The organism is Synechococcus sp. H55.10, from assembly GCF_047502715.1.
GTDB lineage: Bacteria > Cyanobacteriota > Cyanobacteriia > Thermostichales > Thermostichaceae > Thermostichus.
The window spans coordinates 40,765-64,007 of the sequence record NZ_JANSJJ010000004.1 but is presented as its reverse complement, the minus strand read 5'-3'; the positions used below and the strand labels follow the sequence as shown (position 1 = coordinate 64,007).

Sequence of the window (23,243 nt, the reverse complement as noted above, 5' to 3'; positions counted from 1 at the left end):
ACCTGTCCACGCGCTTAAAGGGATCCCCTGTGGTGCCGAAAGCTGCTCTGTGGATTTTGGGGTTGGGCCTGCTTCTGCGCTGCTGGGTGGCTGCTCTGTTGCCGCCGGGCTTTGACGAGGCCTACTACTACCTCTACACTCGCCATCTGGACTGGAGCTATTTTGACCATCCGCCACTGGTGGCCTGGACAACGGGCTTGGGGCCTGTTTTGACGGGGCAGGTGTCGGCTTTTTCGATTCGACTGGGATCCCTGCTGGCCTACACTGGCTCTTCCCTGTTGCTTTACCTCACGGCGGCGCGGCTTTTTTCGCTGCAGGCGGGGCTGATCACCCTGGCAACCATCAGCATCGCGCCCATTTTCTGGATTGGGTTTGGAGTGCTGACCCTGCCGGATAGCCCGCTGATGTTTTTTACGGCGGCAACCCTGTGGGTGGCTGCCAAGGAGTTTTTTCCGGCTCCCTTGGCAGAGGGGAAATTGGGGGCCTATGGGGCAGCTCGCTACCGACCGGGGCCGCGGCTGGCGCTGATTGGGCTATTGGTGGGGCTGGCCTGCCTGGGCAAATACCACGGCCTGGCGTTGGGGTTTGGCCTGGTGCTCTTTTGTCTGCTCAGCCCGGCCCACCGCTGCGCCCTCAGGTCGGGATGGGCGCTCTTGGCAGTGCTGGGGTTCTTGGCGGCCTTCAGCCCGGTGCTGATCTGGAACGCCCAGCAGGATTGGGTCTCCTTTCGCTTCCAGGGGGGGCGAGCGGTGCCGGAGGCAGGGTATCAACTGCAAGAGCTGGGGCTGACGGTGCTGGAGGAACTTTTTTATCTTTTCCCGACCTTGGGGATCCCTTTGCTGGGGCTGAGCTTGGCTGAGGGTGGGCGGGTGGGGCTGGCGCTTTTTCAGGGAAGACGCCTCACGGATCAGGAGCTGAAGCATCTTCTAATCCTGGCCTGTGGGCTGCCGCTGGTGCTGGCTTTTACCTTGATGGGGGGCTATCGGCCCATTTTGCCCACCTGGCCCATGCCGGGGTTTTGGGTGCTGAGCTTACTTTTGGGATCCCGTTGGGAAAGGTGGCCAGGAGCGAAGCGGCTCTTGGCGGGAACGGCGGTGGCGGTGGGCCTGTTGGTGGGGGTGGGGCTGGCCCATGTGCGCTACGGCCTTCTCCAGGCTCCCGGTGGGCTGGGCCTGTGGCCGGTGGAACGGGATCCCTCGACTCAGTTGATTGCAATTGAACAGTTGCGGCGGCAGTTGCAGACGGATCCCCGCTTGGCCCAGGCTCTTGCCGAGGCGGATTTCATCTTCACCAACGTTTACTTTTTGGGCGGGCAGATCGGCATGGCCTTGGCGCCGCTGACGGAGAAGCCCCTCACCTGCCTGGATGAAGATCTGCGCGGCTTTGCCTTTTGGTCGCAACCTGAAGATTGGCTGGGCAAAGATGGGCTGTTGGTTACCTCCAAGCTGTTTCAGCCAAGGGCGGGGATCGCGGCCACCTACGGCAACCATTTTGAACAAATTGAACCGGTGGCAGAGATCCCGCTACAGCGGGCGGGCGCGGTGGCACAAACCTTTCAGGTGTACTTGGCTCGGCAGATGCGCCACCCCTATCCCCGACCTTATTCCCGCCAGCGCTGATGATCCTCCGGGGGATCCTATCGGTGCCTGTCGAACCAGCGCATCAGCATTGCCGCCAAGCGCTCGGGGTTGTGGCGCACCAAACCGGTCTGCGGATCTTCTTGCATGACGTTGGCCAAAACGGCGCGGCAGCCCAGGTAGGCCAGTTTGTCAGGATCCAACATCACAAACTCGGAGCCGCTGCGGCGGTAATGCTCCAGAGCCCGTGGGGAAGGCGGCTCCCGCTGCACCAGAACACCGTCGAACAAGCGCACGCCCGCCACCCGATCCAAAGCCATGACGTGATCCCCAACGGTATAGCCGTCGGTTTCCCCCGGCTCGGTCATGATGTTGCACACGTAGATGTGGGGCGCCATATTTTTGGCCAGAGCTTCCACAATTTCCGGTACCAACAGGTTAGGAATAATGCTGGTGTAGAGGCTGCCCGGCCCCAGCACCACAAACTCTGCCGCCTCAATGGCCTCGATGACTTCCGGCAGGGCCGGCGGGTTGGGGGGATCACAGCCAATCCGATAGATGCGTCCTCCGGCTTTGGCGATGTTGGACTCCCCCACCACGCGGCGGCCATCGCTCAACTCCGCCCAGAGGGTGACATCCGCCAGCGTGGCCGGCAGCACCCGTCCCTGAATGGCCAAGACTTGCGAGGTGGCGGTGATGGCCCGGATCAGGTCGCCCCCGGTTACGGCGGTGAGGGCGGTGATGAAGAGGTTGCCGAAGCTGTGCCCGCTCAGCCCCTCCCCCGCCTGGAAGCGGTACTGGAACAGCTCCGTGAGCAACTTTTCTTCGTTGGCCAAGGCGGTGAGGCAGTTGCGGATGTCGCCGGGGGGCAACACGCCGATCTCCCGTCGCAGGCGCCCTGAGGATCCCCCGTCATCGGCCACGGTGACGATGGCGGTAATGTTAGAGCTGTAGCGCTTCAGGCCCCGCAGCAGGTTGGAGAGGCCGGTGCCGCCCCCCAGCACCACGATGCGGGGGCCACGGCTGAGGCGCCGCCGCGACAGCAGCTTATCCACCAGCGCCTCATCCCCCTCTGGGATCAGCACATCTTCGATGGAGCGCATGGCGCTGCGAAAGCCCAGCACCACCATCACCAGGCCGATCCCAGTTACCAAGGGGCCGCTGATGTTGTTGGGGATCCAGGTGGTGATCAGGCGCAGGGTGATGTCGATCAGCCGCTTCAGGCGAAAGATGGGGGTCAATTCCGTCCAGATGGCGATGCCCAGCACCATCAGCAGCACACCCCCTACGGCCAGGGTGAGCCAGCGCTTAACGGCCAGACCGGGAAAGAGCCATTTCCAGCCACTGCCCGGCCAAGCAGTCTTGCGGCGGCGCATGCCCCAAGTGAGGGACTTGTTGCTGGGCTTAGCCATGGGGAGGTACAGAAACGCCGGCCAAAGGGATCCTAACCTGTTGCTGTTCTACGCCAGCGTCAGGGGGTGGCGCTCCGAAGCGGGCCTCCAGCTCCCGCTGCGAATCCAGCAAATGGCGGTGCTGCACCTGGATGTTCAGGGCAGGCAGGGCAGGGTTGCCAGCAGGGACGGTCCAAGGTCGCAAATCTTGCGCCAGGCGCTCCACCAGGGCCACCGAGCGGTGTTGGCCGCCGGTACAGCCGATGGCCACACTTAGGTGGGGGCGACGTTCTGCCCGGTAGTGGGGCCAAAAGGCCTGGATCAGGGAAACGATGTGCTGGTAGGTGGATTGGGTAACCGGATCGGCAAACAGGAACTCCTGCAGGGGCGGATCCTGGCCGGTCAGGTGGCGCAGGTGGGGCTGAAAGAAGGGGTTGGGCAAAAAGCGCACATCGAAGAGCAAGTTGGCATCAGGGGGGGCGCCGTACTTGAAGCCGAAGCTGACCAGCCGCAGGTTGAGCGGCTGCGGGATCCCGTGGGCCAGAGCTTGCAATTGCTGCCGCAGTTGCTGGGCATTGAGGTCGGAGGTATCCAACCAGTGGGTGCAGCGCTCTCGCAGCGGAGCCAGATCGCGCACTTCCTGCTCAATGGCTTCCAACAGGCCACCGCCAGGGTGGTGGGGGTGGGGGCGGCGGTGGGCGCTGAGACGGTTGAGCAATACCAGGGGGCGAGCCTCCAGAAAGAGAAAAGGGATCCCTTGCGATTGCACCCAGGCAGCCAGGGTGGGAACCTGATCCCGGTACTCCTGGGCGTGGAGATTCAAACTGAGGGCCAAAGCAGTGTGGTGGGGCCGCATCGCCTCCACCAAAGGGATCACCTGGCCAGGCGGGATCCCTTCCAGGCCGGTGTAGCCCAGTTGTTCCAATTGCTGGATGGCCAGGGTTTTCCCGGATCCCGTCAGCCCGGCAATAACCAAAACAGGTGTCACTCTAGTCGGTTGATCGTCCATGCAGCCTATTCTAGGGCGAGGGGAAGCCCAAAAACCGGATCCCTGCTGCCAGGCGCTCAGGTCTGGACGGCTGTCGCTGCTTCTTTGTCCGTCTTCCCGTCCGAGAGAGGGGCGCTGGGGCAAAGGTCGGCCAAAAAACACTGCTCGCAGAGGGGTTTGCGGGCGGTGCAAATGGCCCGCCCATGGTCGATCAGGCGAATGGACCAATTTTCCCAATCCGCTTGTGGCAACAACTGCATCAGATCCTTTTCGATGCGCACGGGATCCTCGTGCTCGGTAAGGCCGAGGCGGCGGCTGAGGCGCTTGACATGGGTATCGACAGTAACCCCGGCATTGACGCCAAAAGCGTGGGCCAGCACCACATTGGCCGTCTTACGCGCTACACCGGGTAGGGTGAGCAGCTCCGGCATGGTGCGGGGCACTTGACCGCCAAAATCCCTCAGGATCTTGCGGCAGGCTTCCTGAATGTGTTTGGCCTTGTTGCGATAGAAGCCGGTGGAATGGATGAGGGCCTCGATCTCCTCCCGCGGGGCTGCTGCCAGCGCTTGGGCATCCGGGAAACGGCGGAACAGCTCTGGGGTGACCTGGTTAACCCGCTCATCGGTACACTGGGCAGACAAAATGGTGGCCACCAGCAGTTGCAGCGGCGTTTGGTAGTGGAGGGCACAAGTGGAGTTGGGGTAGTGGCGCTTCAGCCGGATCAGGATCTCCAAAGCGCGCTGGCGCAAGGCCCGTTTGCTGGCCATCTTTCCCTAGCCCGACCCGGTAACGATGGCGAGGGTGTCTTTGAAGATCAGCACCACCCCCAAGCCCAGCAACAACACCAGGCCTGTCTGCATCACCCGGTCTTCTAGCTCCTTGGGCAGCCGTTTGCCGCGGATCCCTTCCAGGATCAAAAAGGCGATGTGCCCCCCATCCAAAGCGGGCAGAGGCAACAGGTTGAGAAAAGCCAGGTTGATGCTGATCAAAGCGGTGAAATTAAACAAGCTGGCAGCATCATCCCGCGCCAGATCCGCGCCGATCTTGACGATCCCCACCGGGCCGGAGACCTGTGTGGCCGTGCTTTGAAAATTCTCAACCAACTGCCGCAAACCGTTTACATTCAGCATCACCACCCGCTGGTAGGCGTTTCCAGCCTCTGTGAAGATCTCGGCCAGGTTCCGGGCGGGGCGCAAGGTCAGCTCCTGGTTGGGCGCTAAGGTCACCCCAATGGCCACCGTCTCCCCCCGCAGCTCCGGGATCACCGTCAACTGGAAGGGATCCCCTGCCCCGCGCTGCACCTTTAGGGCAACGGGCTGGTTCTCGCTGCTGCGGATCAGCGCCTGAAAATCGTTCAGGGCTGCCAAGGCCGCCGTCTCGTCGGCGATGGCGCTGTAGTCGTGGTCGGCTGCCCGCAACACCACATCTTCCGCCTGCAGGCCGGCCCGCTCCGCCGGGCTATCCGTCATCACCTGAGGGATGAGGATGCCGGGATGGATGCGCGCCACCGATGGGATCCCCACTGTGGCAAACATCAACACCAGCACCAGATAGGCAAAGATCAGGTTGGCCATCACCCCGGCACTCATCACCACCAGGCGATCCAACACAGGACGGTTCTTCAGCAGATCCGGGTCATCGGGCGGGTAGGGGGAACGCTCGTCCTCGTCGGGAAAGCCCACATAGCCCCCCAGCGGCAGGGCGCGAATGGCGTACTCCGTCTCCTTACCTTGGTAGCGCCACAGCACCGGGCCAAACCCCAGCGAGAAGCGGTTGACGTGGATCCCTTGTAACTTGGCCGCCGCAAAATGGCCTGCCTCATGCACCAGGATCAGCAGGGCGAGAATGGCGATGGAGAGGAGAACAGGCATGGGCTGGCGTGCAGGTAAAGAAGGAAGAAAAGCCAAGAGGCAGAGGATCAGGGCGACGGACAGGCCTGCTGCCTCAGGGAACCAGGATAACAGACCAGAAGCGGCAGAATCCTCAGAACACCTGCTCCACTTCTAGGATGTCGGGGATGCTCTCCCGCAACTTGCGCTCAATGCCCATTTTCAGGGTCAGGGTGGAACTGGGGCAGGCACCGCAGGCCCCCTGCAGGCGCAGCTTGACCACCGGGCCGTCAATTTCCACCAACTCCACATTGCCCCCATCGGCCATCAAGTAAGGGCGCAGCTCGTCTAGGACTTTCTCGACGTTCGCGCTATTGAGTTCCAGTGCTTGTGCCATGGTTGCTTTCAGCCTCATCGAATTTGGATTGTAGCGATTTCCCCCCAGCCCCCTCAAGGCAGCCAGGGATCGCTATGATTTCAACATAGTCTGAATCTTGCGGGGAGAGGGCTAGTCTGGTTGTCCGGATCCATCCAACACCAGGCGATTAGAATGGGAGGCAGATTTGCCTATTCCCAGCAGCGTTACCCACTCAGCAGGGCTGTCTTTATTCTTTATGCTAGACGCTTTACTGATCGCGATCTTCATGTTGGCCGGGGCTGGCCTTGGGTTTTATGGCCTGGATCTGCTCCCTCCTGCCGCCATTCAGGGGGCCAATGTGGAGGGAGCCCGCGTCGTCACCAGCGGCTTCGGCGTGCTGGCAGGGCTGGCTCTGGGATCCCTGGTGCGCTGGAGCTACCGTCGCTTCGAGGCCAATGTGCGTTCCCTGCCGCCGGACGTGTTGATCAGCCGCTCGGTGGGGCTGGTGATTGGTTTGGTGATCGCCAACTTGGCCATGGCTCCTGTATATTTGTTGCCGCTGCCCCCTCAACTCAACCGCTTTCTCGAGCCGCTGGCTTCGGTCTTTTTCAGCTTGGCTTTTGCTTATCTGGGGGTCAGCCTGGCCGATACCCATGGCCCCTCGCTGCTGCGGCTGTTGAACCCCAACTATGCTCTCCAGGCAGCCCTTTGGGCAGAGGGCAATGTGGTGGCTGCCACGGCCAAGGTTTTGGACACCAGCTCCATCATCGATGGCCGAGTGGCCCAGTTAATCGAGACAGGCTTTTTGGAGGGAACCCTGGTGGTTCCCCGCTTTGTGCTGACGGAACTGCAAACCATCGCCGACAAGGCCGATGCCCAAAAACGAGAGCGGGGCCGCAAAGGCCTCGATACGCTGCAAGCTTTACGAAAGGCCTATCCTGAGCGCTTCGTCATTCACGAAGCCAACTATCCCGATCTGACCACCGTCGACGAAAAGCTGGTGCGCCTTACCCAAGCTGTAGGGGGAACGCTGCTCACCACCGATTACAACCTGAAGAAGGTGGCGACTCTGCAGGGGGTTAAGGTGCTGAATGTGCATGAGTTGGCCGAGGCGCTGCGGCCCATCTATGTTGCCGGCGATAGCTTCGATATCAAGATCACCCGCGAGGGCAAGGAGCCGGGCCAGGGGGTAGGCTATCTGGAGGACGGCACCATGGTGGTGGTAGAAGAAGGGCAGCGCTCTTTGGGCAAAACCCGCTCCGTTGTGGTAACCAGCGCCATTCAGACCTCAGCAGGCCGCATGATCTTCGCCCGTCTCAGCAAAGACTCTGCCCCGCTAACCCGCCCGGCCTCTGATCCCGCCAGCCCAGCCTCCTCAGGGAAAACCTGAGCTCTGGGCCTGTGTTTCCCCGACGCGATGGTGGCCTCTTCCCACATGGGCGTGCTTCGACCCACTCCGATTTTCTACACACAGGATCGCCAGAGGCGCTTCTGGGGTTTTTATTGGGAAGAGGCTGAGAAATATGGCATCCACCCTCAGCACATCGTGAGTGGACAGCAAATCTGGGAGGTGGCCAACGCCGGGGAGTACGAAGCCCAGCTCAACCAGGTGTTTGAGACTGGGGATCCCCTTTCCTACCAATGTCAGGTGAACTCGCCCCGCTACAAGTTGCACTTGCATCTCTCCCTCAACCCGGTACGGGACATGGAAGGGGCGGTGGTAGCCGTCTCGGTGGTGGGCAAGCTGTTGGGGGCAACGCCTTTCAACTTGGCCGGCGGAGCCAGCAGCCCCACTGCCCAGCCCCATCCCCTCTTGGCTGATCCGGTGCAGGGGATCACGGCCCAGTTGCTGCGCAACATCGGCCACTCCCTAGACATTCGCGAGCTGTGCCAGCAGACGGTGGAGCAGTTGGGGCAATTGTTTGGGGTGGATCGCTGCCTGCTGGCCCTCTACGAAGTGGGGCAGGATTCCCTCACGGTTAACGCCGAGTACCGCCGCAACCCAGGGGATCCCTCGCTGCTGAACCAGACCTTGCGACTGGCGGATTATCCCCATCTGCTGCAGGCCCTGAGGCAGGAAGAGCCGGTGCTGATGGAGCGCCGTCTGGCCATCGCCATGTCCTATCGCGGCTATGCCAACAGCCTGCTCTGGCTGGAAGTGTTGCCCCCCAACGAAGCCCCCGTCTGGCAGGCCGGCCACCTCCAGGTGCTGCAGAGCATTGCCACCTATCTGGGCACGGCGATTGCCCACGCCATCTTGCTGGATCAAAGCCGCCAACTGGCCACCCGCCTGCAGTTGGCCAACCAGACACTGCGTCAGAAAAACAAAGAGCTGGAGCAGGCCCGTGCCCAAGCGGAATCGGCCAACCAACTGAAAAGTCAGTTCTTGGCCAATACTTCCCATGAGCTGCGCACCCCTCTCAATGGGATCATCGGCTTTATCAAGCTGGTGCTGGACGGGATGGCCGAAAGCCGCGAAGAGGAGCTGGACTTTTTGCAGGAGGCCTATCGCTCGGCCCTGCACCTGTTGGCCTTGATCAACGACGTGCTGGACATCGCCAAGATCGAGGCGGGCAAAATGCAGTTGGAGTTTCAGCCCTGCGACCTGCAAGCTTTGTTTAAGGATGTGGCAGCCAAAACCAGCCTGCAGGCCAGCCAAAAGGGCCTACAACTGAGCTTTCAGTTGCCCAACACCTCAGATCAGATTTTGCTCTTGGGCGATTACCAACGCCTGTTGCAGGTGATGCTTAATTTGGTGGGCAATGCCATCAAGTTCACCCCCAAAGGCTCGGTGACCGTGCGGGCGGATATCCTTCCCGGCAACCCGGGTTTGGCCCGCATCCGCGTCATCGACACCGGCATCGGGGTGTCGCTGGAAAAGCAGCAAAAGCTGTTTCAGGCTTTTACCCAGGTGGATGGTTCCACCACCCGCCAATATGGGGGAACGGGCTTGGGCCTGGCCATCAGCCAGCGGCTGGTGGAGGCGATGGGGGGGGAGATCAATTTCTACAGCTTGGGCGAAGGGCTGGGATCCACCGTTACCTTTACGGTACCCCTCTACCGCCGGCCGCTGCTGGGCGGGGATGCAAGCCCAGAGACAATTGCCGCCGGATCAACCCAAGATAGACCTGAGGATACCGATCCCACCTTGATTTCTGTTCCCCACCCGGCCCAGCGATGATCCGTCCGGCCATTTCTTCTCGATCATTCGCCTAACTATGCCCCATCCTCGCAAACGGTTTGGTCAGCATTGGCTCAAGGATCCCGCTGTCCACGCAGCCATTGTGCGGGCTGCCCACCTGGATGGCTCTCAGGCAGGCGCAGATCCCATTTGGGTGCTGGAGATCGGCCCCGGCACCGGGCAGTTGACGCAGCGATTGCTGGCCCAGGGCGTCCAGGTGGTGGCGGTGGAGATCGACCGGGATCTGTGCCGGCTGCTGCAAAAACGGTTTGCCGACCAGCCGCGTTTTCACCTGGTGGAAGGAGATTTTCTTCGCCTGCCGCTCCCGCCTCAGCCCCGCCTGCTGGTGGCCAACATCCCCTACAACCTCACCGGCCCGATTCTGGAGAAAGTGCTGGGATCCCCGGCCCAGCCGGTCAGACAGTTCGAGCGCATCGTCCTCTTGGTGCAAAAAGAGCTGGCCGAGCGCCTTCAGGCTGGCCCCGGCAGCAAAGCCTACGGTGCCCTGAGCCTGCGGACGCGCTATCTGGCCGATTGCGAGCTGATCTGTAAAGTGCCTCCCACCGCTTTCCAGCCGGCCCCCAAGGTGGAATCCGCTGTGATTCGCCTCACCCCCCGCCCCGCCCCCACCCCTGCTCGGGATCCCCGCTGGTTTCACCAACTCCTTCGCCAAGGGTTCTCCACCCGCCGCAAGAAGCTCACCAATGCCCTGGGGAGCTTGGTGGAGCGAGAGGCGGTCGCAGCAGCGTTGGCTCAGCTCCGCCTCAGCCCCGATGCCCGCGCCGAAGAGCTGGATCTGCCCCACTGGCTGGCCTTGAGCGACCTACTGCTGGAGAAAGCGCCCAAGGCTGCCCCTCAAGAGGAATAAGAATCGCGGTAGGGTGGGAAAAGACGGTGGCTGGATGCCCAGCGCTTTTTGGCTTGAGGAAAGGCTTTTTAAGGGCGAACCTATGCTCGACAACCAAGGCAAACAGATTCTTGTAACCGGTGGCACCGGCGGGCTGGGGTTGGGGGTGGTTCCCGTAGTGCTGGCCAGCGGGGCAGAGCTGACCCTGACCTACCGACAGGAGGAGGAGCTAGCCGTGCTGCGGCAGCGCCTGCCGGCCAGTGCTCTGGATCGGGTGCGCTTTGTGCAAGTGGATTTGTTGGACGAGGCGGCGGTTGCCCGCGCCATTGCCGACCTGCCCCGCGTAGATGGGCTGATCCACCTGGTGGGCGGCTTTGCCATGGGCCCCACCCACGAGTACAGCTTGGCAGACTGGCGGCGCGACTTTGACCTCAACCTCACCACCACTTTCCTAGCTTGCAAGCACAGCCTGCGCAAGATGTGGCAGCAGGGCTATGGGCGGATTGTAACGGTGGGATCCCGCGGCGCAGTGGAGCCGGGCTCGCAATTGGCGGCCTACTGCGCTTCCAAAGCAGGGGTGGTGGCTCTGACCCGCACCATTGCCGCCGAGACCCAAGGCACCGACATCACCGCCAACGTCATTCTGCCCAGCATCATCGACACGCCGGCCAACCGCGCCGCCATGGGATCCGCGCAAGCCGAGCGGTGGGTAAAGCCGGAGTCCATTGGGCAGGTGATCGCTTTTTTGGTCTCGGAAGCGGCGCGGGATCTGAGGGGCGCGGTGATCCCGGTGTATGGCAGCGTCTAAGCGACCGGTTGACCGGGCCACGAGCCGCCATTCATGATACAAATATGTACTTATCCCAATCCAGTTCTTGTCTATGCTGAAGCGATTATTCTGGGGTGGTTTGCGTCGGCAAATTGGTCGCATCGAGGTGGCAGGGGCCATTGATGGCAAAGCCCGCGAGCGCGTTCTCAAAGCCCTAAAAGAGGTGGAAGAAAAACAGCTCCCTGCTCTAGTGCTCCGCATCGATAGCCCCGGCGGAACAGTGGCCGACTCCCAAGAAATCTACAGTGCTCTCTTGCGTTTGCGGGAACAAAAAGGCACCCGTATTGTTGCCAGCTTTGGCAACATTGCCGCCTCTGGGGGGGTTTATATCGCCATGGGAGCGGAAAAAATCGTCGCCAACCCAGGAACGATCACCGGCAGCATCGGCGTGATCATTCGAGGCAATAATATCGAGCGTCTTTTGGATAAAGTGGGGATTTCATTTAAAGTGATCAAGTCTGGCCCCTACAAAGATATTCTCTCGTTTGATCGCGAGCTGACCCCAGAAGAGCGAAACATCTTGCAAGAGTTGATCGATATCACCTACGGTCAGTTTGTGCAGACGGTTGCTGCTGCCCGCAAGTTGAGTTTGAATGTGGTCAGGACTTTTGCCGATGGCCGCATTTTCAGTGGAGAGCAGGCCCTCCACCTAGGCGTGGTGGATCGCTTGGGCACGGAAGAGGATGCTCGCCTCTTGGCGGCAGAGCTGGCGGGGTTGCCGACAGATGCCAAATTCTACGATCTGCTCCCCCGGCGCAGAGGCTGGTCTCGGTTTCTGCCGGCAGCAGAAGCTCTGGCGCGTTTGCAGTTTGAAGTGAGCACCTCGGGCTTGCCCCTATGGCTCTACACCGGTTCTTGAGTCGGAAAAAACTGTATAGTCGTTTCAAGAAGATTGAGGCGCTTCAGCCCCTCTCCCAAAAGAGGAGAGAGGAACCGGGGATCAGCCAGCAAGCTGTTCTATCACGGCTGGCCACAGGTTAAGCCTGTACCTTGCCGGGCTCGTAGAAGACTTTGGGCAGGGGTCGAGCAAACTTCGAGAAATCGGTCTCCGGCCTAGGCGAACCATAGCCTGCCTTCAAGTTAGAACGATTGAAAGTACTTTTCCCTCTGGCAGGCTCGTAGAAGATCCACCTTCTGAGGGTGTAGTTCACTTCATAGAGAGTTTGCCGAACACCGTTGATCAGCGATGGAGAGCTGAAGCTGCGGGCTCTGGGCGGCTGATACCAGTAGACATCCCCCGGAGATACAGATAAAGGCTCTGGATCGGCAAAGGGAGGATCGTAAAAAATTGCAAAGTTGGGCTGAGGTCGGCACTGAAATTGAACCTGATATACCCCTTGAGAGGTCATTTCCTGCCGGCCCTGTTGCCACGACTGCAGCATTTTGCCAACATCAAAGCCCATAGCTCGCTGAAAATGCCACAGGGATCCCTGGAGGAAAAAGAAGGCCAAATAGAAGTGGGCATTGGCCAGCCAAACCCTCGAGGAATAGTTCCACGCCCCGGTTTGATTTGGATCGAAGTAGTAAGGGGTGAACGCGGATTTCAGCTCTAGGGTGGGGCCGTAAAACTCCACCGGGTAGGCCAGCGAGTTAAACCCACAATAATAAGAGGCCGCAAAGCCGGCCAGAGCAATGCCAAATAGAGAGTAGGAGAGGATCCCGTCTGCCGAGAAAAGAAAGCGAGCTTTAACCCACTCAAACGGCGGAACCAAAATGTGCCACACCCCTCCCAGCAAGAGAAGAGCTGCCACATAAATATGGCCCCCCACCAAGTCTTCCAAATTGTTGACATCGAACAAATGGGTGCGGTAGTCCCAAAGGGTGGCAAAATCTAAAGTTGGAGCCGTAACCAGGCGTACCTGATCGCTATTGGCATCGTACAACCCCCCAAATAGCATTGCCTTGGCCACCAACAACAGGGATCCCAAGCCCAAAACTAGCAGGTGGTGCCCCAAAATTACCCCCAATGTTTTGGCATCATCCCAAGCAAAGTGAAACTTGGCGGCCCTGCCAAATTCCATATCTAAGCTGGGGGGAAGTCGGGTTTGGTGGAAGTAGGCCCCCCAAGCCAACACGCCCGCAGCCACCAGGTGAATGGCAGCAATGGCCACGTAGGGAAAGGTATTGACAATCTGGCCGCCGCTGCCGACCCCCCATCCCAACGTGGCCAGGTGGGGCAGCAAAATCAGCCCTTGCTCGTATAGGGGCCGCTCTGGCGAGAACTTGGCCAGCTCAAACAGGGTGAAGACCCCTGCCCAAGCCATGATCAAAGCCGCATGAGCCACATGCGCCACAATAAAAGTATTGGAGAGGTTCATCAATCGAGCGTTACCTGCCCACCAGGGATAGCCTGATGGGTGCGTCTTTCTGGTTTTCATAGGTAGTTCCTCAGTCAGCTACAGGCAGGTTTAGCTCAAACCGGCAATAATGTGGTCAAGATAAACGGCCATCTCTTGACCTGCCTCTGTGCCAAGACTTTCCGTCAGCACCTCCTTCATAGCATTCAAGGCTTGAATGACACGATCGATGGGAACGCCGAGAGTGATGTAAGTTTCTTTCAAACCCTGCAACACCCGCTCATCCAAAATAGAAGTATCGGCAGCCAACATGGCGTAGGTGGCATAGCGCAGAAAATAGGTCAGATCCCGCAGGCAGGCCGCGTAGCGCCGGGTGGGGTACATATTGCCCCCCGGCAGGGTGATATCCCCATAGAGCAAGCTTTTGGCAACGGTTTGGCTGATAATGCTGCTGGCGCTGGAGCTGATGGTTTTAGCCGCCTTGACGCGCATGTTGCCACTCTGGAAATAGCGACTTAACTGTTCCAGAGCTGCGGCATCTAAGTAGGAGCCTTTCTCATCGGCAGGGTTAATCAGGGAAGTAATGGTGTCTTTCATGGCTTTTCCTCCAAGCACTGATATGGACTATTTTTTTGAGGCAATTGGACAAATTCTGCTTGCGTTAGCGGGACGGGATCCTTGCACCGCTTGCTCAGGCATTGCCTGTGAGAACTTTTATTGAGTTGCAGCTTAAGACATCAGAGCCTGCAAGCAAGCTTAAACCTCAAACTCGCAAATCTTAAGGGCAACACAACTCAAGTCCTCAACAAAATCGGGCAACCGCGCAGCAAAGTGTCTACTAACTTATCCATTCAAAAAGCGCGAATCAGTCGATCGAAGTAGGGGGCTGCCAAAGCCATTTCCTCCGAAGAAAGAATACCGGCGGCTACTTCTTTTAGACAGCTCATGGCCACCCGCAGGTTCGGCAGCGGCACGCCCAAAGATGTATACATTTCGCGCATTCCGTTCAGGCCGATGTCCTCTAGCGGCTTATCGTTTCCCGCCAAGATGCAATAGCTAACCAAGCGGATGTACCAGCCTTGATCCCGCTGACAGAGGGCTGTCTTTTGAGGATTGCCTTTATTGCTGGGGGTGTTGGGGCATTTGGCCCAAAAACGTTTGCTGCCTTCCTGGACAATTTTTTGCTCGTTCTCCGCTAATTTTTTGGCGGCTCGGATACGCACTTGACCCTTGCTGAAGAAATCTTCTAGCTTGGCAATCTCGGCACTGCTGAGGAAGCGATCAGCCGCATCCGACTGCGCGATGACTTGGGCAACAATGCTCATAGGTTTTTGGCAAGGAACGCTCTACAGGTAACAAAGTAAGCTATATCCTCAAGAATCGAAATCACTTATTAAGAAAAAGTTGTGAATTGAAACTTACTCGCAACAAACCCTCTCTGCCCCGTGTTTTCAGCACCGTGACCAGATCGAGAGGGCTGGGTTGGCGGCCAATCGGGATCCCGGATACAAACGCGACTCACAGGGATCCGCTCAGCACCCCAGTTCCTCGCCGGCGAAGCTTTTGGGCAGTTGGAGGAATGGTGCTGGGCACGAGCCGAGGGGGTTTGCAGGTGCAACTTCCCTTGGGATCCCCTTCGAGTCAGGTGCCCTCTTACCTGGCTGGATCCTTCTCAGCAAGGGAAGCACGAGAGTTTGGGTTCTGTGTCAAAGTTGGGGCAGATGGGGCAGGTGAAGCGTAAAGGTCGCCCAGCCGGCAGCGCTGCTCACCTCGATGGATCCGCGCAACTGATCCACCATCTGTTTCACCAAAGCTAAGCCCAGCCCCGTGCCCCCTTCCTTCCAGGGATCCTTGCTGGGAATGCGGTAAAAGCGCCCAAAGATGCGCGTCAGCTCCTCGGCAGGGATCTCTTGGCTGTTGCTGACCTGGATGCGGCTTTGACGATTTTCCGTTTCAATTTGCAAGCGGATGGATCCCTGGGCTGGGGTGTATTTGACGGCATTGTGCAAAAGCTCGCGCAGGATCCTGCTCAACAGCAAGGGATCCGTCGTGAGGCTGCTTTCGAGGGGAACACTGGCGTGAAAGCTCTGCCCCTTGGCGCGGGCCCGCTCCTCGGTAACGGTCAGCAGATCCCCCAGCAGCTCCCGCCAGGTGAGGGCTTGCACCTCCAGAGCGTAGGCCCCCGCCTGCAGGCGCTGCAGATCCAGCAGGTCGTTGATGAGCTCGATTTCCCGCTGGCATTCTCGCTCGGCAATGCTTAGATATTGAGCTCGCTTTTCGGGGGAGGGAGCCATCTGCAGCATCTTCAGAGCCATCTTCAAGCTGGTCAGGGGGGTGCGCAGCTCGTGGCTGACGGTGCTGATAAAGTCATCTTTGAGACGGCTAAGCCGCTCCAGGGCTTGCACCTGCTCTTGGGCAGCTTGGAACAGGCGCGCCTGGCGCAGCCCAATGGCGCATTGGTTGGCCACTTGCTGGATCAGTTGGATCTCCTGGTTGTCGAAAGGACGTGCAGCCGAGCGAAAAATCCACAGATCCCCTAGCACCTGGCCTTTGTCTAGCAAGGGACAAGCCATCACCACCTGGCGGTTTTCCGGGGCCCTCCCTGAGAAGCAAAATAGACAAAGCTGCCCTCTGAGCAGTTGCCGGTGAATGTCGTCGTAAGGCCCTCCCACTAGGGGTAGAGAAACGTTCAGGTGGGAAGCGGAGCGGGGGCAATACTCGTAGCTGATGGTGGAAAGGGTGAGGTCGGCGTTGTAAAGACCGATATCGCAGCCATCGGCATCTAGACTCTCTCCCAGCTCGCGCACGGCGGTGTTGAGGATCTCGGCTTCGTCGAGAGCATCGCGCACGCGGTCGGTGATGCGTTTTAAGATGGCCTCAAATTGCAAAGCCCGCTCCAGCTCGGCGGTGCGCTGCTGCACCTTCTCCTCCAGCGTTTGGTTCAGGGCTTTTACCTGTTCATAAAGCTGGGCTTGCTGCAAGGCAATGGCCAATTGCTCCGCCAGCTCTTGCAAGAGCTTAATTTCCCACTCCTGCCAAGGACGGCTGGCCCGGCAGTGCTGCGGCACCAAGAGGCCCCAGAGCTCCTCCCCCTGCCGAATTGGGATCACCAAGTTGGCCTGAGCCTGAAAGGATTCCAAAAGCTCCCGATAGCAGGGATCCAAAGGGGCCGTGGCCACATTGTCGATGGCCTGCACAAAGCCCTGCTGGTACTTGCGATAGCAGGGATCCTGATGAAAGTAGGAATCCCACACGGAGCGGCCTAAGTGGCTGGGCCAGGGATCCAGGACGGACTCGGCGGCTACAAATCCCCCTATGCCCTTCTGCAACTGGTAGATTATCACCCGATCCACCTGGAGAAACTCTCGCACTTCCGCCGCCGTGGTTTGTAGGAGGGGCTGCAAGTCCAGCTTCTCGCGGATCCGGCGCAGCAGGGATCCCAGAAGTCTTTCTCGCTCTGCCTCTTGCAGCAGCAGATCCCGGGCTTCTTTGAGAGGGGTTATATCCACAGCAATGCCGCAAACGGCATAGGGATCCCCTTGCCAATCCCGCAGGGCAAACTTGGTGATCCACGTTTCTTGCTTTTTGCCGTCTCGACAAATGGTGCGCTCACAGCTGATGGGAGCGGGAGACTGGATGGCCCTTTGATCTCCCTTGCGGAACTCCAGAGCTTCCTCTGGCGAGAAGAGCTCCGTATCGGCCTTGCCGAGAACTTCTTCTGGGAGTTTACCCTTTTTCTGCAGGTAAGCTTGATTGACCTGTAAGTAGCGGCCCTGCAAATCTTTAACAAAGATGGGAAAAGGGATCCCGTCGAGGATGGCCTTGAGACGGGCCTCGCTCTCTTGCAGGGCCAGCTCTGCCTCTTTTTGCTCGGTGATATCTTCTGTGATGCCGGCAATGCGGATCACTTCTTGCTGCTCATTGAAAATAGGTCGGCAGGAAGTTCGCAACCAGCGCACCCGACCATCTCGATGGAAAATGCGATAGGTAACCGGCTTCTCTCCTCGGATAACTTGAGCTACGGCTTGCAAAACCTGAGGCAGATCTTCGGGGTGGAGCCTGTCTTTCCACAGATCCGGCTTCTGGTAAAACTCCTCCGGCGTGTATCCCCAAATCTGTTCACAACGCGGACTTACGTAGGGAAATTGACCAAAATCTGCTGAACTTAGGAAAAAGCTTACAGGAACAACTTCCGCAATTTCCCGGAAGCGGGCTTCGCTTTCCCGCAGCGCCAGTTCCGCCTCTTTTTGCTGGGTAATGTCGCGGGTGCTGCAGACGATTCCTGCCACCGCAGGATCCTGCAAAAGATTAGTACAGCGGCTCTCTAGCCATACCCAATGGCCATCCGCATGCTGTGCCCGATAGATAAAGCTGAGCGTTTCGCCAGGTCTAGCCTTGAGTTGTTCAAGAGCACTAGCAACAATCTCCTGATCTTCTGGGTGAACCCAATCCAAAGGTATAGGTTCTCCCTCCTTAGGACAACGACCTAAAATTTTCTCAGCAACCGGGCAATTGAGAGGATAGACCAAGCCTTGGGCATCGATCCAGCACAAAATGTCGTGGCTGTTGTTGAGAAAGGCGCAAAAGCGCTCCTGTTGTTCTCGCACCTGCTGTTCCAGCCGCTTTTGTTCCGTAATGTCCAAGGCAATGCCGAGGCACCCCAAACCTTTGGACTCATCCTGCAGCTTCACGGCCAGGCGATAGACATAGCGCTCTTGGCCTTGAATGATTTCCTTGCCCTCCACTTGGGAAACCCCTTGCCGCTCTATGTCGGCTAGAGTTTGGGGAGCGCGCTCCAGCCACCGGGGGTACTGCTGAGCCATCTCTTGCAGGGAAGTGCCCAGCAGGTCGCCAAACCAGGCGCGGTCGGTGGCATTTTGCAAAATCAGCACCCCCTGGGGATCCCTGGCCCATATGGCTGCCGGCAGGGCGTCCAAGAGGGCTTGCAATTGGGCTTCCCGCAGCCGCAGATTGTCTTCCAGTTGCTTCTGCTTGGTGATGTCTCGGCCGACCCCGCGAATAAACCGCAGCCGGCCCCGCCGGTCGAAGATGCCCTGGTTGATCCACTCAAACCACCGCACCTGTCCCGCCGCGTCCACCATCCTATCAACCCTTGTGAAGGTGGGCTGCTGAGGGGTGAGCTGGGCTATTTGCTGCCGCACCTGCTCTTGCTCCTCTGGCAACAAGGCCTCGATCCAGCGCCGGCCCCGCCAATTGCCAAAAACCCTCTGGCAGACTTCGTTACACTCCACCAATGTCGTATCGGGCCGCGCCAGGGTGACGATATCGGGAAAACCAACCTGGGCCTGATGTAGCCGCCGCCTTTGCCAGAAGACAAGCGCCAGGAAAGAGGCTGCCCACAAAAGCAGCCACGGCCAGTTGCGCAAAGCATCCCTGACGACTAGGCTAACGGTTTCTAGAGACTCCCCAGGAATAGTCATGACGGCTTAGCATTGCCGAAATTCTGTTCTGTGAAGGTACGCAAGAGCACCTATCCAAATTCACGGCACCTATCCAAATTCACACCCATTCTCGACAGCTTTCCAAGGATTGCCAAGTACTGCAATCAACAGCTTATGAGGCAACCTCACGGGTTCATATAGGCCTGAATCCAGCCTGCCAGCCGCTGCGCCAAGGCAAGGGCTTCCGGCTCGCCTTTTTTGATCGCCGATTGGCTACTGAAACAAGCGATCACTTCTTCAAGCTCTTGTTCAAAAACCTGGGGACGGAACTGCAACCGCACCTGAGCTTGTAGCTGAAAGCTTTCCTGTGCTTCTTTATCCAAGATCTCTTGTCCCAGCCGCTGCAGCCGCACCCCTTGCAATTGGGCGAGAGGATAAGAGAAGACCTGCTGCCGCCAGATCCCCCAAGGGCCACCCAGCCGGGTCAGGGTCACCCGCTGCCGCTCCCGATCCACACTCAAGATCTGCCCCAGCCCCCAAGGGATCCCAATCCCCAGGCCCGCTGCTACAGCCAGTAGCCCCAGCAGAGGGGAAGGCTGCCAGAGCTGGGATCCCAGCGCCAACAACCCCAGCCCCGCCCCCACCCGCCAGGCCAGTTGCTCAGAGGTAAACCTTTGCAGGGCAATCCGCAGCCGTCTGGGGGTGCGCTCCAGAACTTGCAGGTAAACCAGCGCCATGGAAGGGGATCCCGTTTTTGGAGCCAGTTTACCAGGTGCCGCGGAACCCTGAAGGCTTTTGTTGCTAAGTTGGCAAAGAACTAAAACTTAGGTTCGGCAAAAAACTCTGACAAATCCAAGGCAAACCCAGGGATCTTTTCTTGTTCCAAAACCTCGATTATCATGACCTCCGCAGTCAGCATGAGGGATCCCCTTATCCAGGATCCACCAGGGATCCCATAAACAGCACAGTTTGCGCCTCGGGGTTGTCGCCGGATCTAGAAGCGACAATGGCAAACCAGAAAGGTCGATCCGCTACGAATTGGAAGGGCTCCTGCCGGTCGCTGGCGGTGCGGGAGACGATTACCCCGGTGGCAGCAGCCGCCTCGGATCCCTTTTCATCCACTTCGATGGCCGCCTTGTGCAAGACTCTGCTGACCTGCGTCGGCTCTGAGGTCATCTGGCTGAAATCGGCCCGGCGAGAAAAGGCGATCCCCATACCCAACTGCTGCAAAGCCGGCACCAGATCGGTTGCGTAGGCCAGCTTAAACTTGGGGATCCGCACCGAGCCGGGGCGGGTGGGCAGGGATCCCGTCCATTCTTGCCAAGTTTCTGGGCTGAGCTCCTGTTGCAGGGTTGCCAAGCTCACCCCTGGTTTGGGCAGCAGGATCAGCAGGGCCAGCTCCCCTTCCCCATAGGGCAGGCGCACCACCTGGAGCTGCTCGGTCTCCCGGTAGCCGTAGCGACCGGATTGGGCCATCAGCGGCACTTGGACACGGCGGCCATCAGCTCGGGTGAAGGGCTGGGGCTTGGTCAGGGCCGGATCGAAGGGCTGGGTCCACTCTCCCTTGAAATGGATGGCGTTGAGCAAAACCATCACGTCCTCGCGGCTGAGGCGATCCACGATGCGGTCGATCTGGCCCTGGGTGCGCTCGGCTACCCAACGGTTAATCGCCTGCACCGTCTGGCGGGATCCCAGCTCCACCCGATTGACCACCGCTTGGTAATAGGTAGCCAGCGCCTGCAAAAAGGGAGGCCGCAGGGTGAGGATTTGATCGACCCAAAGGCCGTTGGCCACTTGCACCTGGATCGGCCCTTCTGCTTGGGATCGCTCCACCAGCCAGCGCGCCATCTGGGCGTTGGTCCAGTTCAACTCATTGAGGGAGAGTTCTTGGGCCTCCAGCACCTCGGCCATGGCCGCTTGGGTCTCTCCAGCGGCGCCGTTGTACAGCATGCTCAGGGCCAGGCGAAGGCTCAAGGGGGAGAAAAAGAGGTTCTCTTGCGGCTGCTGCTGGAGTAGGTGAGCGAATAGCTTTAGCGCAAAGCGACTTTGGGCTTGTTGGGCCACAGCCTCTTCTCCATACCCTTCCCCATAGGTCACGGTCGGCTCAAACGGGATCCGCACCGGGGTTTCCCCGTGCGTGGGCCAGAGACCCAAAAGCAATAGGCCAAACAGAGCCAGAAGCGGGATCCGGCTCGCCGAGGACATGCTCAAAAGGTCTTTCATTGGGTCTCTCCTGGCCGGGTGGGGAACGATAGATAGACTCTATAGGCTATGGTATCGGGTTGGGGGTGGATGGCTCTTGCCCAGGCCGGCCATTGCGGCTGCGCTTGAGGTGAGATCGACAGGCCAAAGCCCGCAGGAGATCCCGGCAAACTTGCCGCGGATCCCCTCCCTCTTCAGTCCAGAGAGCAGGGTAGGATCAAGCCTGCACAGCTCAGCAGGAGAAAGGGATGAGTTGGTGGGCAAGAGAGCGCCAGGCTGTCACAGCGAGCGGGATCGCCTTGGGCCTGGCTCTGCTGCTGGGATGTACTGCTGGAGGAGAAGCCCAGGAGACGGCAGCCGTTGCCAGCTCGACCCCGGCCAAAGGGCAGCCCCAGCACCTGCCGGTGGAAGCGGAAGTAACCATTGCCGGCAAGCGCTTTGAGCTGGAAGTGGCCCGCACCCCCGAGCAACAGCGGCTGGGCCTGATGTTTCGCACCGATTTGCCGCCTGATCGCGGCATGTGGTTTCCCTTCGACCCGCCCCAGCCGGCTGCCTTCTGGATGTTCAACACGCCGCTTAACCTGGACATTATCTTTCTCCGCCAAGGTCAGGTGGTGTACATCGCTGCCGATGTGCCCGGCTGCCCCGCCCAACCCTGCCCCGTCTATGGGCCACCCTCTGACCAGTTGGTAGATGGCGTGCTGGAGTTCCGCGGCGGGACGGCTGCAGCCCTGGGCTTGCAGGTGGGAGACGCTGTAGAGATCCGCAAGCTTCCGCCCCCCACCCCTTGATCTCTCTCCCCCCTCTCCCTCAGGGAGAGGGGCCGGGGGTGGTCGCGTGAGCGGCGCGGAGCGCTTGGGTGCCTCAGGGAGAGGGGCCAGGGGTGAGGGAAGGGATCCCAAAGGCTGCCGTTGGCCGTCTTGCTCGCGGTCTAGGATGGTCTTTATCAACGATCTTTGCGATGATTTTTGAGGGTCGCCAACTGTGTGAGGTTGATGCCAAGAGGCGACGGCGAGCCCAGGATGGTTCGGCTACTGTCGGCAAAGCCCTATGGATGTTAGCAGCGTAACTCAGTGGCTAGCGGTGGGAGCCATTGCCTTGGCTTCCGTCCTTTGGGCGGAGATCGTGCGAGATGTGCGCCATTGGCTGGCCCACCTCTGGCCCTGGCTGATGCCCAAGCACACCCTGCACCACCGCCTGTTCCGCCCCGATCTCAGCGTGGTAGACCCGAAGCTGTACCGAGAATCCCAGTGGCACCACGATGTCCCCGAAGCGGCGACGATGGTTCTAGCCGGGATCCCCTGGGTGGTGCTGTTGGGCCAGGGATCCCTCTTCTACGGCCTGGCAGCAGTAGTGGGAGTGCTCTATTCGGCCAGTTTCTGGGTGGCCGGCATGTTGCGGGGCTATGGGCTGGCTCTGCAGACGGATATCACCCACCAGCCGGGGCCTTTCCCCGCTCCCCCCAGCCAGTGGCATGTGAACCGCGCCTACCACTGGCGGCACCACTTCGACGATACCAACGCCTACTTTTGCGGCACCTTGACCTTGGTGGATCGGATTATGGGCACCAGTCTCTCCCTGAAAGGCAAGCGTGTGGCCATCACCGGCGCCTCCGGCACCCTGGGCCGGGCCCTCTTGCAGCACTGTCACCGCTACGGCGCCAAAGTCATCGCCCTCAGCTCCCATGCGGATTCGGTTGCCATCGAAGTGGACGGCCAGCCCCAGCCGGTGGAGACCGTTCGCTGGCAGGTGGGGCAGGAGGGATCCCTGGCCGAACTCCTGGAGCGGGTCGATATCTTGGTGATCAACCACGGCCTCAACGTGCATGGGGAGCGGGATCCCGAGTCTGTCCGCCAGTCCTACGCCGTCAACACTTTCTCGGCTTGGCGGCTGATGGAGCTGTTCTTCCAGACAGTTCGCAACAACCCAGAGATGGCCACCAAAGAGGTTTGGGTGAACACCTCAGAAGCCGAGGTCAGCCCTGCCTTCAGCCCCCTCTACGAGCTCTCCAAGCGGGCCCTAGGAGATTTGGTTACCCTGCGCCGCCTGGACGCTCCCTGCGTGGTGCGCAAACTCATCCTCGGTCCCTTCAAGAGCCAGCTCAATCCCATTGGAGTGATGTCAGGCGATTGGGTGGCCGCCCAGATCCTGGCCCAGGCCAAACGCGACTGCCGCAACATCATTGTCACCATCAACCCCCTCACCTACCTGCTTTTCCCGCTGAAAGAGTTGGCCGTCAGCACCTATTTCCGCTTGTTCAGCCGCCGCTCTTCTCGCCCAGTTCTTCTTGATCCTGTCGCCGGGATCCCTTTGATTTAGGGGGGCCGGCAAATCCTGCCCGG

The 23,243-nt window shown here is 59.6% G+C and carries 18 protein-coding genes and 1 pseudogene; 8 read left to right on the top strand and 11 right to left on the bottom strand.

The window, feature by feature from the left end:
- Positions 1 to 32: 32 nt before the first annotated feature.
- Positions 33 to 1,619, top strand: coding sequence for an ArnT family glycosyltransferase (locus NW858_RS00520; RefSeq protein ID WP_414519291.1), 1,587 nt, complete (start codon positions 33 to 35; stop codon positions 1,617 to 1,619).
- A 17-nt stretch (positions 1,620 to 1,636) separates the two neighbouring features.
- Here NW858_RS00520 and NW858_RS00515 read toward each other — a convergent pair whose 3' ends face one another.
- From NW858_RS00515 to NW858_RS00495, 5 genes are all read right to left on the bottom strand, one after another.
- Positions 1,637 to 2,953, bottom strand: coding sequence for a gluconeogenesis factor YvcK family protein (locus tag NW858_RS00515; RefSeq protein WP_414335119.1), 1,317 nt, complete (start codon positions 2,951 to 2,953; stop codon positions 1,637 to 1,639).
- Between the two features lie 28 nt (positions 2,954 to 2,981).
- The gene (gene rapZ, locus NW858_RS00510; RefSeq protein WP_414341653.1) at positions 2,982 to 3,977 is read right to left on the bottom strand and encodes an RNase adapter RapZ; all 996 of its coding nucleotides are present in this window, start codon (positions 3,975 to 3,977) and stop codon (positions 2,982 to 2,984) included.
- 56 nt (positions 3,978 to 4,033) lie between these two features.
- Positions 4,034 to 4,723, bottom strand: a complete 690-nt coding sequence (nth, locus tag NW858_RS00505; protein ID WP_414335114.1) for an endonuclease III — start codon at positions 4,721 to 4,723, stop codon at positions 4,034 to 4,036.
- A gap of 6 nt (positions 4,724 to 4,729) precedes the next feature.
- A complete protein-coding gene (rseP, locus tag NW858_RS00500; protein ID WP_414519289.1) occupies positions 4,730 to 5,827 on the bottom strand; it encodes an RIP metalloprotease RseP in 1,098 nt (365 codons plus the stop codon).
- Between the two features lie 112 nt (positions 5,828 to 5,939).
- A complete protein-coding gene (locus NW858_RS00495; RefSeq protein ID WP_414335112.1) occupies positions 5,940 to 6,182 on the bottom strand; it encodes a NifU family protein in 243 nt (80 codons plus the stop codon).
- Between the two features lie 217 nt (positions 6,183 to 6,399).
- On the opposite strand from NW858_RS00495, the gene NW858_RS00490 reads away from it, so the two are divergent.
- The 5 genes from NW858_RS00490 (at position 6,400) to sppA (ending at position 11,859) form a co-directional block, all read left to right on the top strand.
- Entirely contained in the window at positions 6,400 to 7,533 is a 1,134-nt protein-coding gene (locus NW858_RS00490; RefSeq protein WP_414335111.1) for a PIN/TRAM domain-containing protein, read from the top strand.
- Positions 7,534 to 7,578: 45 nt separating this feature from the next.
- Positions 7,579 to 9,324: a sensor histidine kinase gene (locus NW858_RS00485; protein ID WP_414519287.1), complete on the top strand. Its 1,746-nt coding sequence runs from the start codon at positions 7,579 to 7,581 to the stop codon at positions 9,322 to 9,324.
- Positions 9,325 to 9,361: 37 nt separating this feature from the next.
- Positions 9,362 to 10,192 carry a 16S rRNA (adenine(1518)-N(6)/adenine(1519)-N(6))-dimethyltransferase RsmA gene (rsmA, locus tag NW858_RS00480; RefSeq protein WP_414335109.1) on the top strand — a complete coding sequence of 277 codons (831 nt, stop codon included), beginning with the start codon at positions 9,362 to 9,364 and terminating at the stop codon, positions 10,190 to 10,192.
- Positions 10,193 to 10,274: 82 nt separating this feature from the next.
- Complete coding sequence (gene fabG, locus NW858_RS00475) at positions 10,275 to 10,979, top strand: 3-oxoacyl-ACP reductase FabG (protein ID WP_414335108.1); 705 nt, start codon at positions 10,275 to 10,277, stop codon at positions 10,977 to 10,979.
- Positions 10,980 to 11,052: 73 nt separating this feature from the next.
- Positions 11,053 to 11,859 (top strand): signal peptide peptidase SppA, encoded by an 807-nt coding sequence (sppA, locus tag NW858_RS00470; protein ID WP_414335107.1) that lies wholly within the window; start codon positions 11,053 to 11,055, stop codon positions 11,857 to 11,859.
- Between the two features lie 532 nt (positions 11,860 to 12,391).
- Here sppA and NW858_RS00465 read toward each other — a convergent pair.
- From NW858_RS00465 to NW858_RS00440, 6 genes and pseudogenes are all read right to left on the bottom strand, one after another.
- Positions 12,392 to 13,378, bottom strand: a pseudogene (locus NW858_RS00465) (chlorophyll a/b binding light-harvesting protein); the annotation flags it as partial.
- A gap of 30 nt (positions 13,379 to 13,408) precedes the next feature.
- Positions 13,409 to 13,894, bottom strand: coding sequence for an allophycocyanin subunit beta (locus NW858_RS00460; RefSeq protein ID WP_414349198.1), 486 nt, complete (start codon positions 13,892 to 13,894; stop codon positions 13,409 to 13,411).
- 254 nt (positions 13,895 to 14,148) lie between these two features.
- A complete protein-coding gene (gene apcD, locus NW858_RS00455) occupies positions 14,149 to 14,622 on the bottom strand; it encodes an allophycocyanin subunit alpha-B (RefSeq protein ID WP_414337776.1) in 474 nt (157 codons plus the stop codon).
- 381 nt (positions 14,623 to 15,003) lie between these two features.
- Positions 15,004 to 18,738 carry a PAS domain S-box protein gene (locus tag NW858_RS00450; RefSeq protein WP_414519285.1) on the bottom strand — a complete coding sequence of 1,245 codons (3,735 nt, stop codon included), beginning with the start codon at positions 18,736 to 18,738 and terminating at the stop codon, positions 15,004 to 15,006.
- A gap of 146 nt (positions 18,739 to 18,884) precedes the next feature.
- On the bottom strand, positions 18,885 to 19,436 hold the full coding sequence (locus tag NW858_RS00445) for a hypothetical protein (RefSeq protein WP_414337780.1): 552 nt from the start codon (positions 19,434 to 19,436) through the stop codon (positions 18,885 to 18,887).
- Between the two features lie 193 nt (positions 19,437 to 19,629).
- Positions 19,630 to 20,922 carry a serpin family protein gene (locus tag NW858_RS00440; RefSeq protein WP_414367927.1) on the bottom strand — a complete coding sequence of 431 codons (1,293 nt, stop codon included), beginning with the start codon at positions 20,920 to 20,922 and terminating at the stop codon, positions 19,630 to 19,632.
- Positions 20,923 to 21,149: 227 nt separating this feature from the next.
- Between NW858_RS00440 and NW858_RS00435 the strand changes: the two genes are divergently transcribed.
- Complete coding sequence (locus NW858_RS00435; RefSeq protein ID WP_414335919.1) at positions 21,150 to 21,692, top strand: DUF192 domain-containing protein; 543 nt, start codon at positions 21,150 to 21,152, stop codon at positions 21,690 to 21,692.
- A gap of 259 nt (positions 21,693 to 21,951) precedes the next feature.
- Positions 21,952 to 23,220 carry a bifunctional sterol desaturase/short chain dehydrogenase gene (locus NW858_RS00430; protein ID WP_414333212.1) on the top strand — a complete coding sequence of 423 codons (1,269 nt, stop codon included), beginning with the start codon at positions 21,952 to 21,954 and terminating at the stop codon, positions 23,218 to 23,220.
- The last annotated feature ends 23 nt before the right edge of the window (positions 23,221 to 23,243 follow it).

Excerpts from the sequence above, each read along its gene's own strand:
- rseP (WP_414519289.1), bottom strand. The coding sequence starts at position 5,827 with ATGCCTGTTCTCCTCTCCATCGCCATTCTCGCCCTGCTGATCCTGGTG.
- NW858_RS00435 (WP_414335919.1), top strand. The coding sequence starts at position 21,150 with ATGAGTTGGTGGGCAAGAGAGCGCCAGGCTGTCACAGCGAGCGGGATC.
- NW858_RS00460 (WP_414349198.1), bottom strand. The coding sequence starts at position 13,894 with ATGAAAGACACCATTACTTCCCTGATTAACCCTGCCGATGAGAAAGGC.
- sppA (WP_414335107.1), top strand. The coding sequence starts at position 11,053 with ATGCTGAAGCGATTATTCTGGGGTGGTTTGCGTCGGCAAATTGGTCGC.
- NW858_RS00430 (WP_414333212.1), top strand. The coding sequence starts at position 21,952 with ATGGATGTTAGCAGCGTAACTCAGTGGCTAGCGGTGGGAGCCATTGCC.
- apcD (WP_414337776.1), bottom strand. The coding sequence starts at position 14,622 with ATGAGCATTGTTGCCCAAGTCATCGCGCAGTCGGATGCGGCTGATCGC.
- rapZ (WP_414341653.1), bottom strand. The coding sequence starts at position 3,977 with ATGGACGATCAACCGACTAGAGTGACACCTGTTTTGGTTATTGCCGGG.
- NW858_RS00485 (WP_414519287.1), top strand. The coding sequence starts at position 7,579 with ATGGGCGTGCTTCGACCCACTCCGATTTTCTACACACAGGATCGCCAG.
- NW858_RS00450 (WP_414519285.1), bottom strand. The coding sequence starts at position 18,738 with ATGACTATTCCTGGGGAGTCTCTAGAAACCGTTAGCCTAGTCGTCAGG.
- rsmA (WP_414335109.1), top strand. The coding sequence starts at position 9,362 with ATGCCCCATCCTCGCAAACGGTTTGGTCAGCATTGGCTCAAGGATCCC.
- NW858_RS00490 (WP_414335111.1), top strand. The coding sequence starts at position 6,400 with ATGCTAGACGCTTTACTGATCGCGATCTTCATGTTGGCCGGGGCTGGC.
- NW858_RS00495 (WP_414335112.1), bottom strand. The coding sequence starts at position 6,182 with ATGGCACAAGCACTGGAACTCAATAGCGCGAACGTCGAGAAAGTCCTA.
- nth (WP_414335114.1), bottom strand. The coding sequence starts at position 4,723 with ATGGCCAGCAAACGGGCCTTGCGCCAGCGCGCTTTGGAGATCCTGATC.
- NW858_RS00445 (WP_414337780.1), bottom strand. The coding sequence starts at position 19,436 with ATGGCGCTGGTTTACCTGCAAGTTCTGGAGCGCACCCCCAGACGGCTG.
- NW858_RS00440 (WP_414367927.1), bottom strand. The coding sequence starts at position 20,922 with ATGAAAGACCTTTTGAGCATGTCCTCGGCGAGCCGGATCCCGCTTCTG.
- NW858_RS00515 (WP_414335119.1), bottom strand. The coding sequence starts at position 2,953 with ATGCGCCGCCGCAAGACTGCTTGGCCGGGCAGTGGCTGGAAATGGCTC.
- fabG (WP_414335108.1), top strand. The coding sequence starts at position 10,275 with ATGCTCGACAACCAAGGCAAACAGATTCTTGTAACCGGTGGCACCGGC.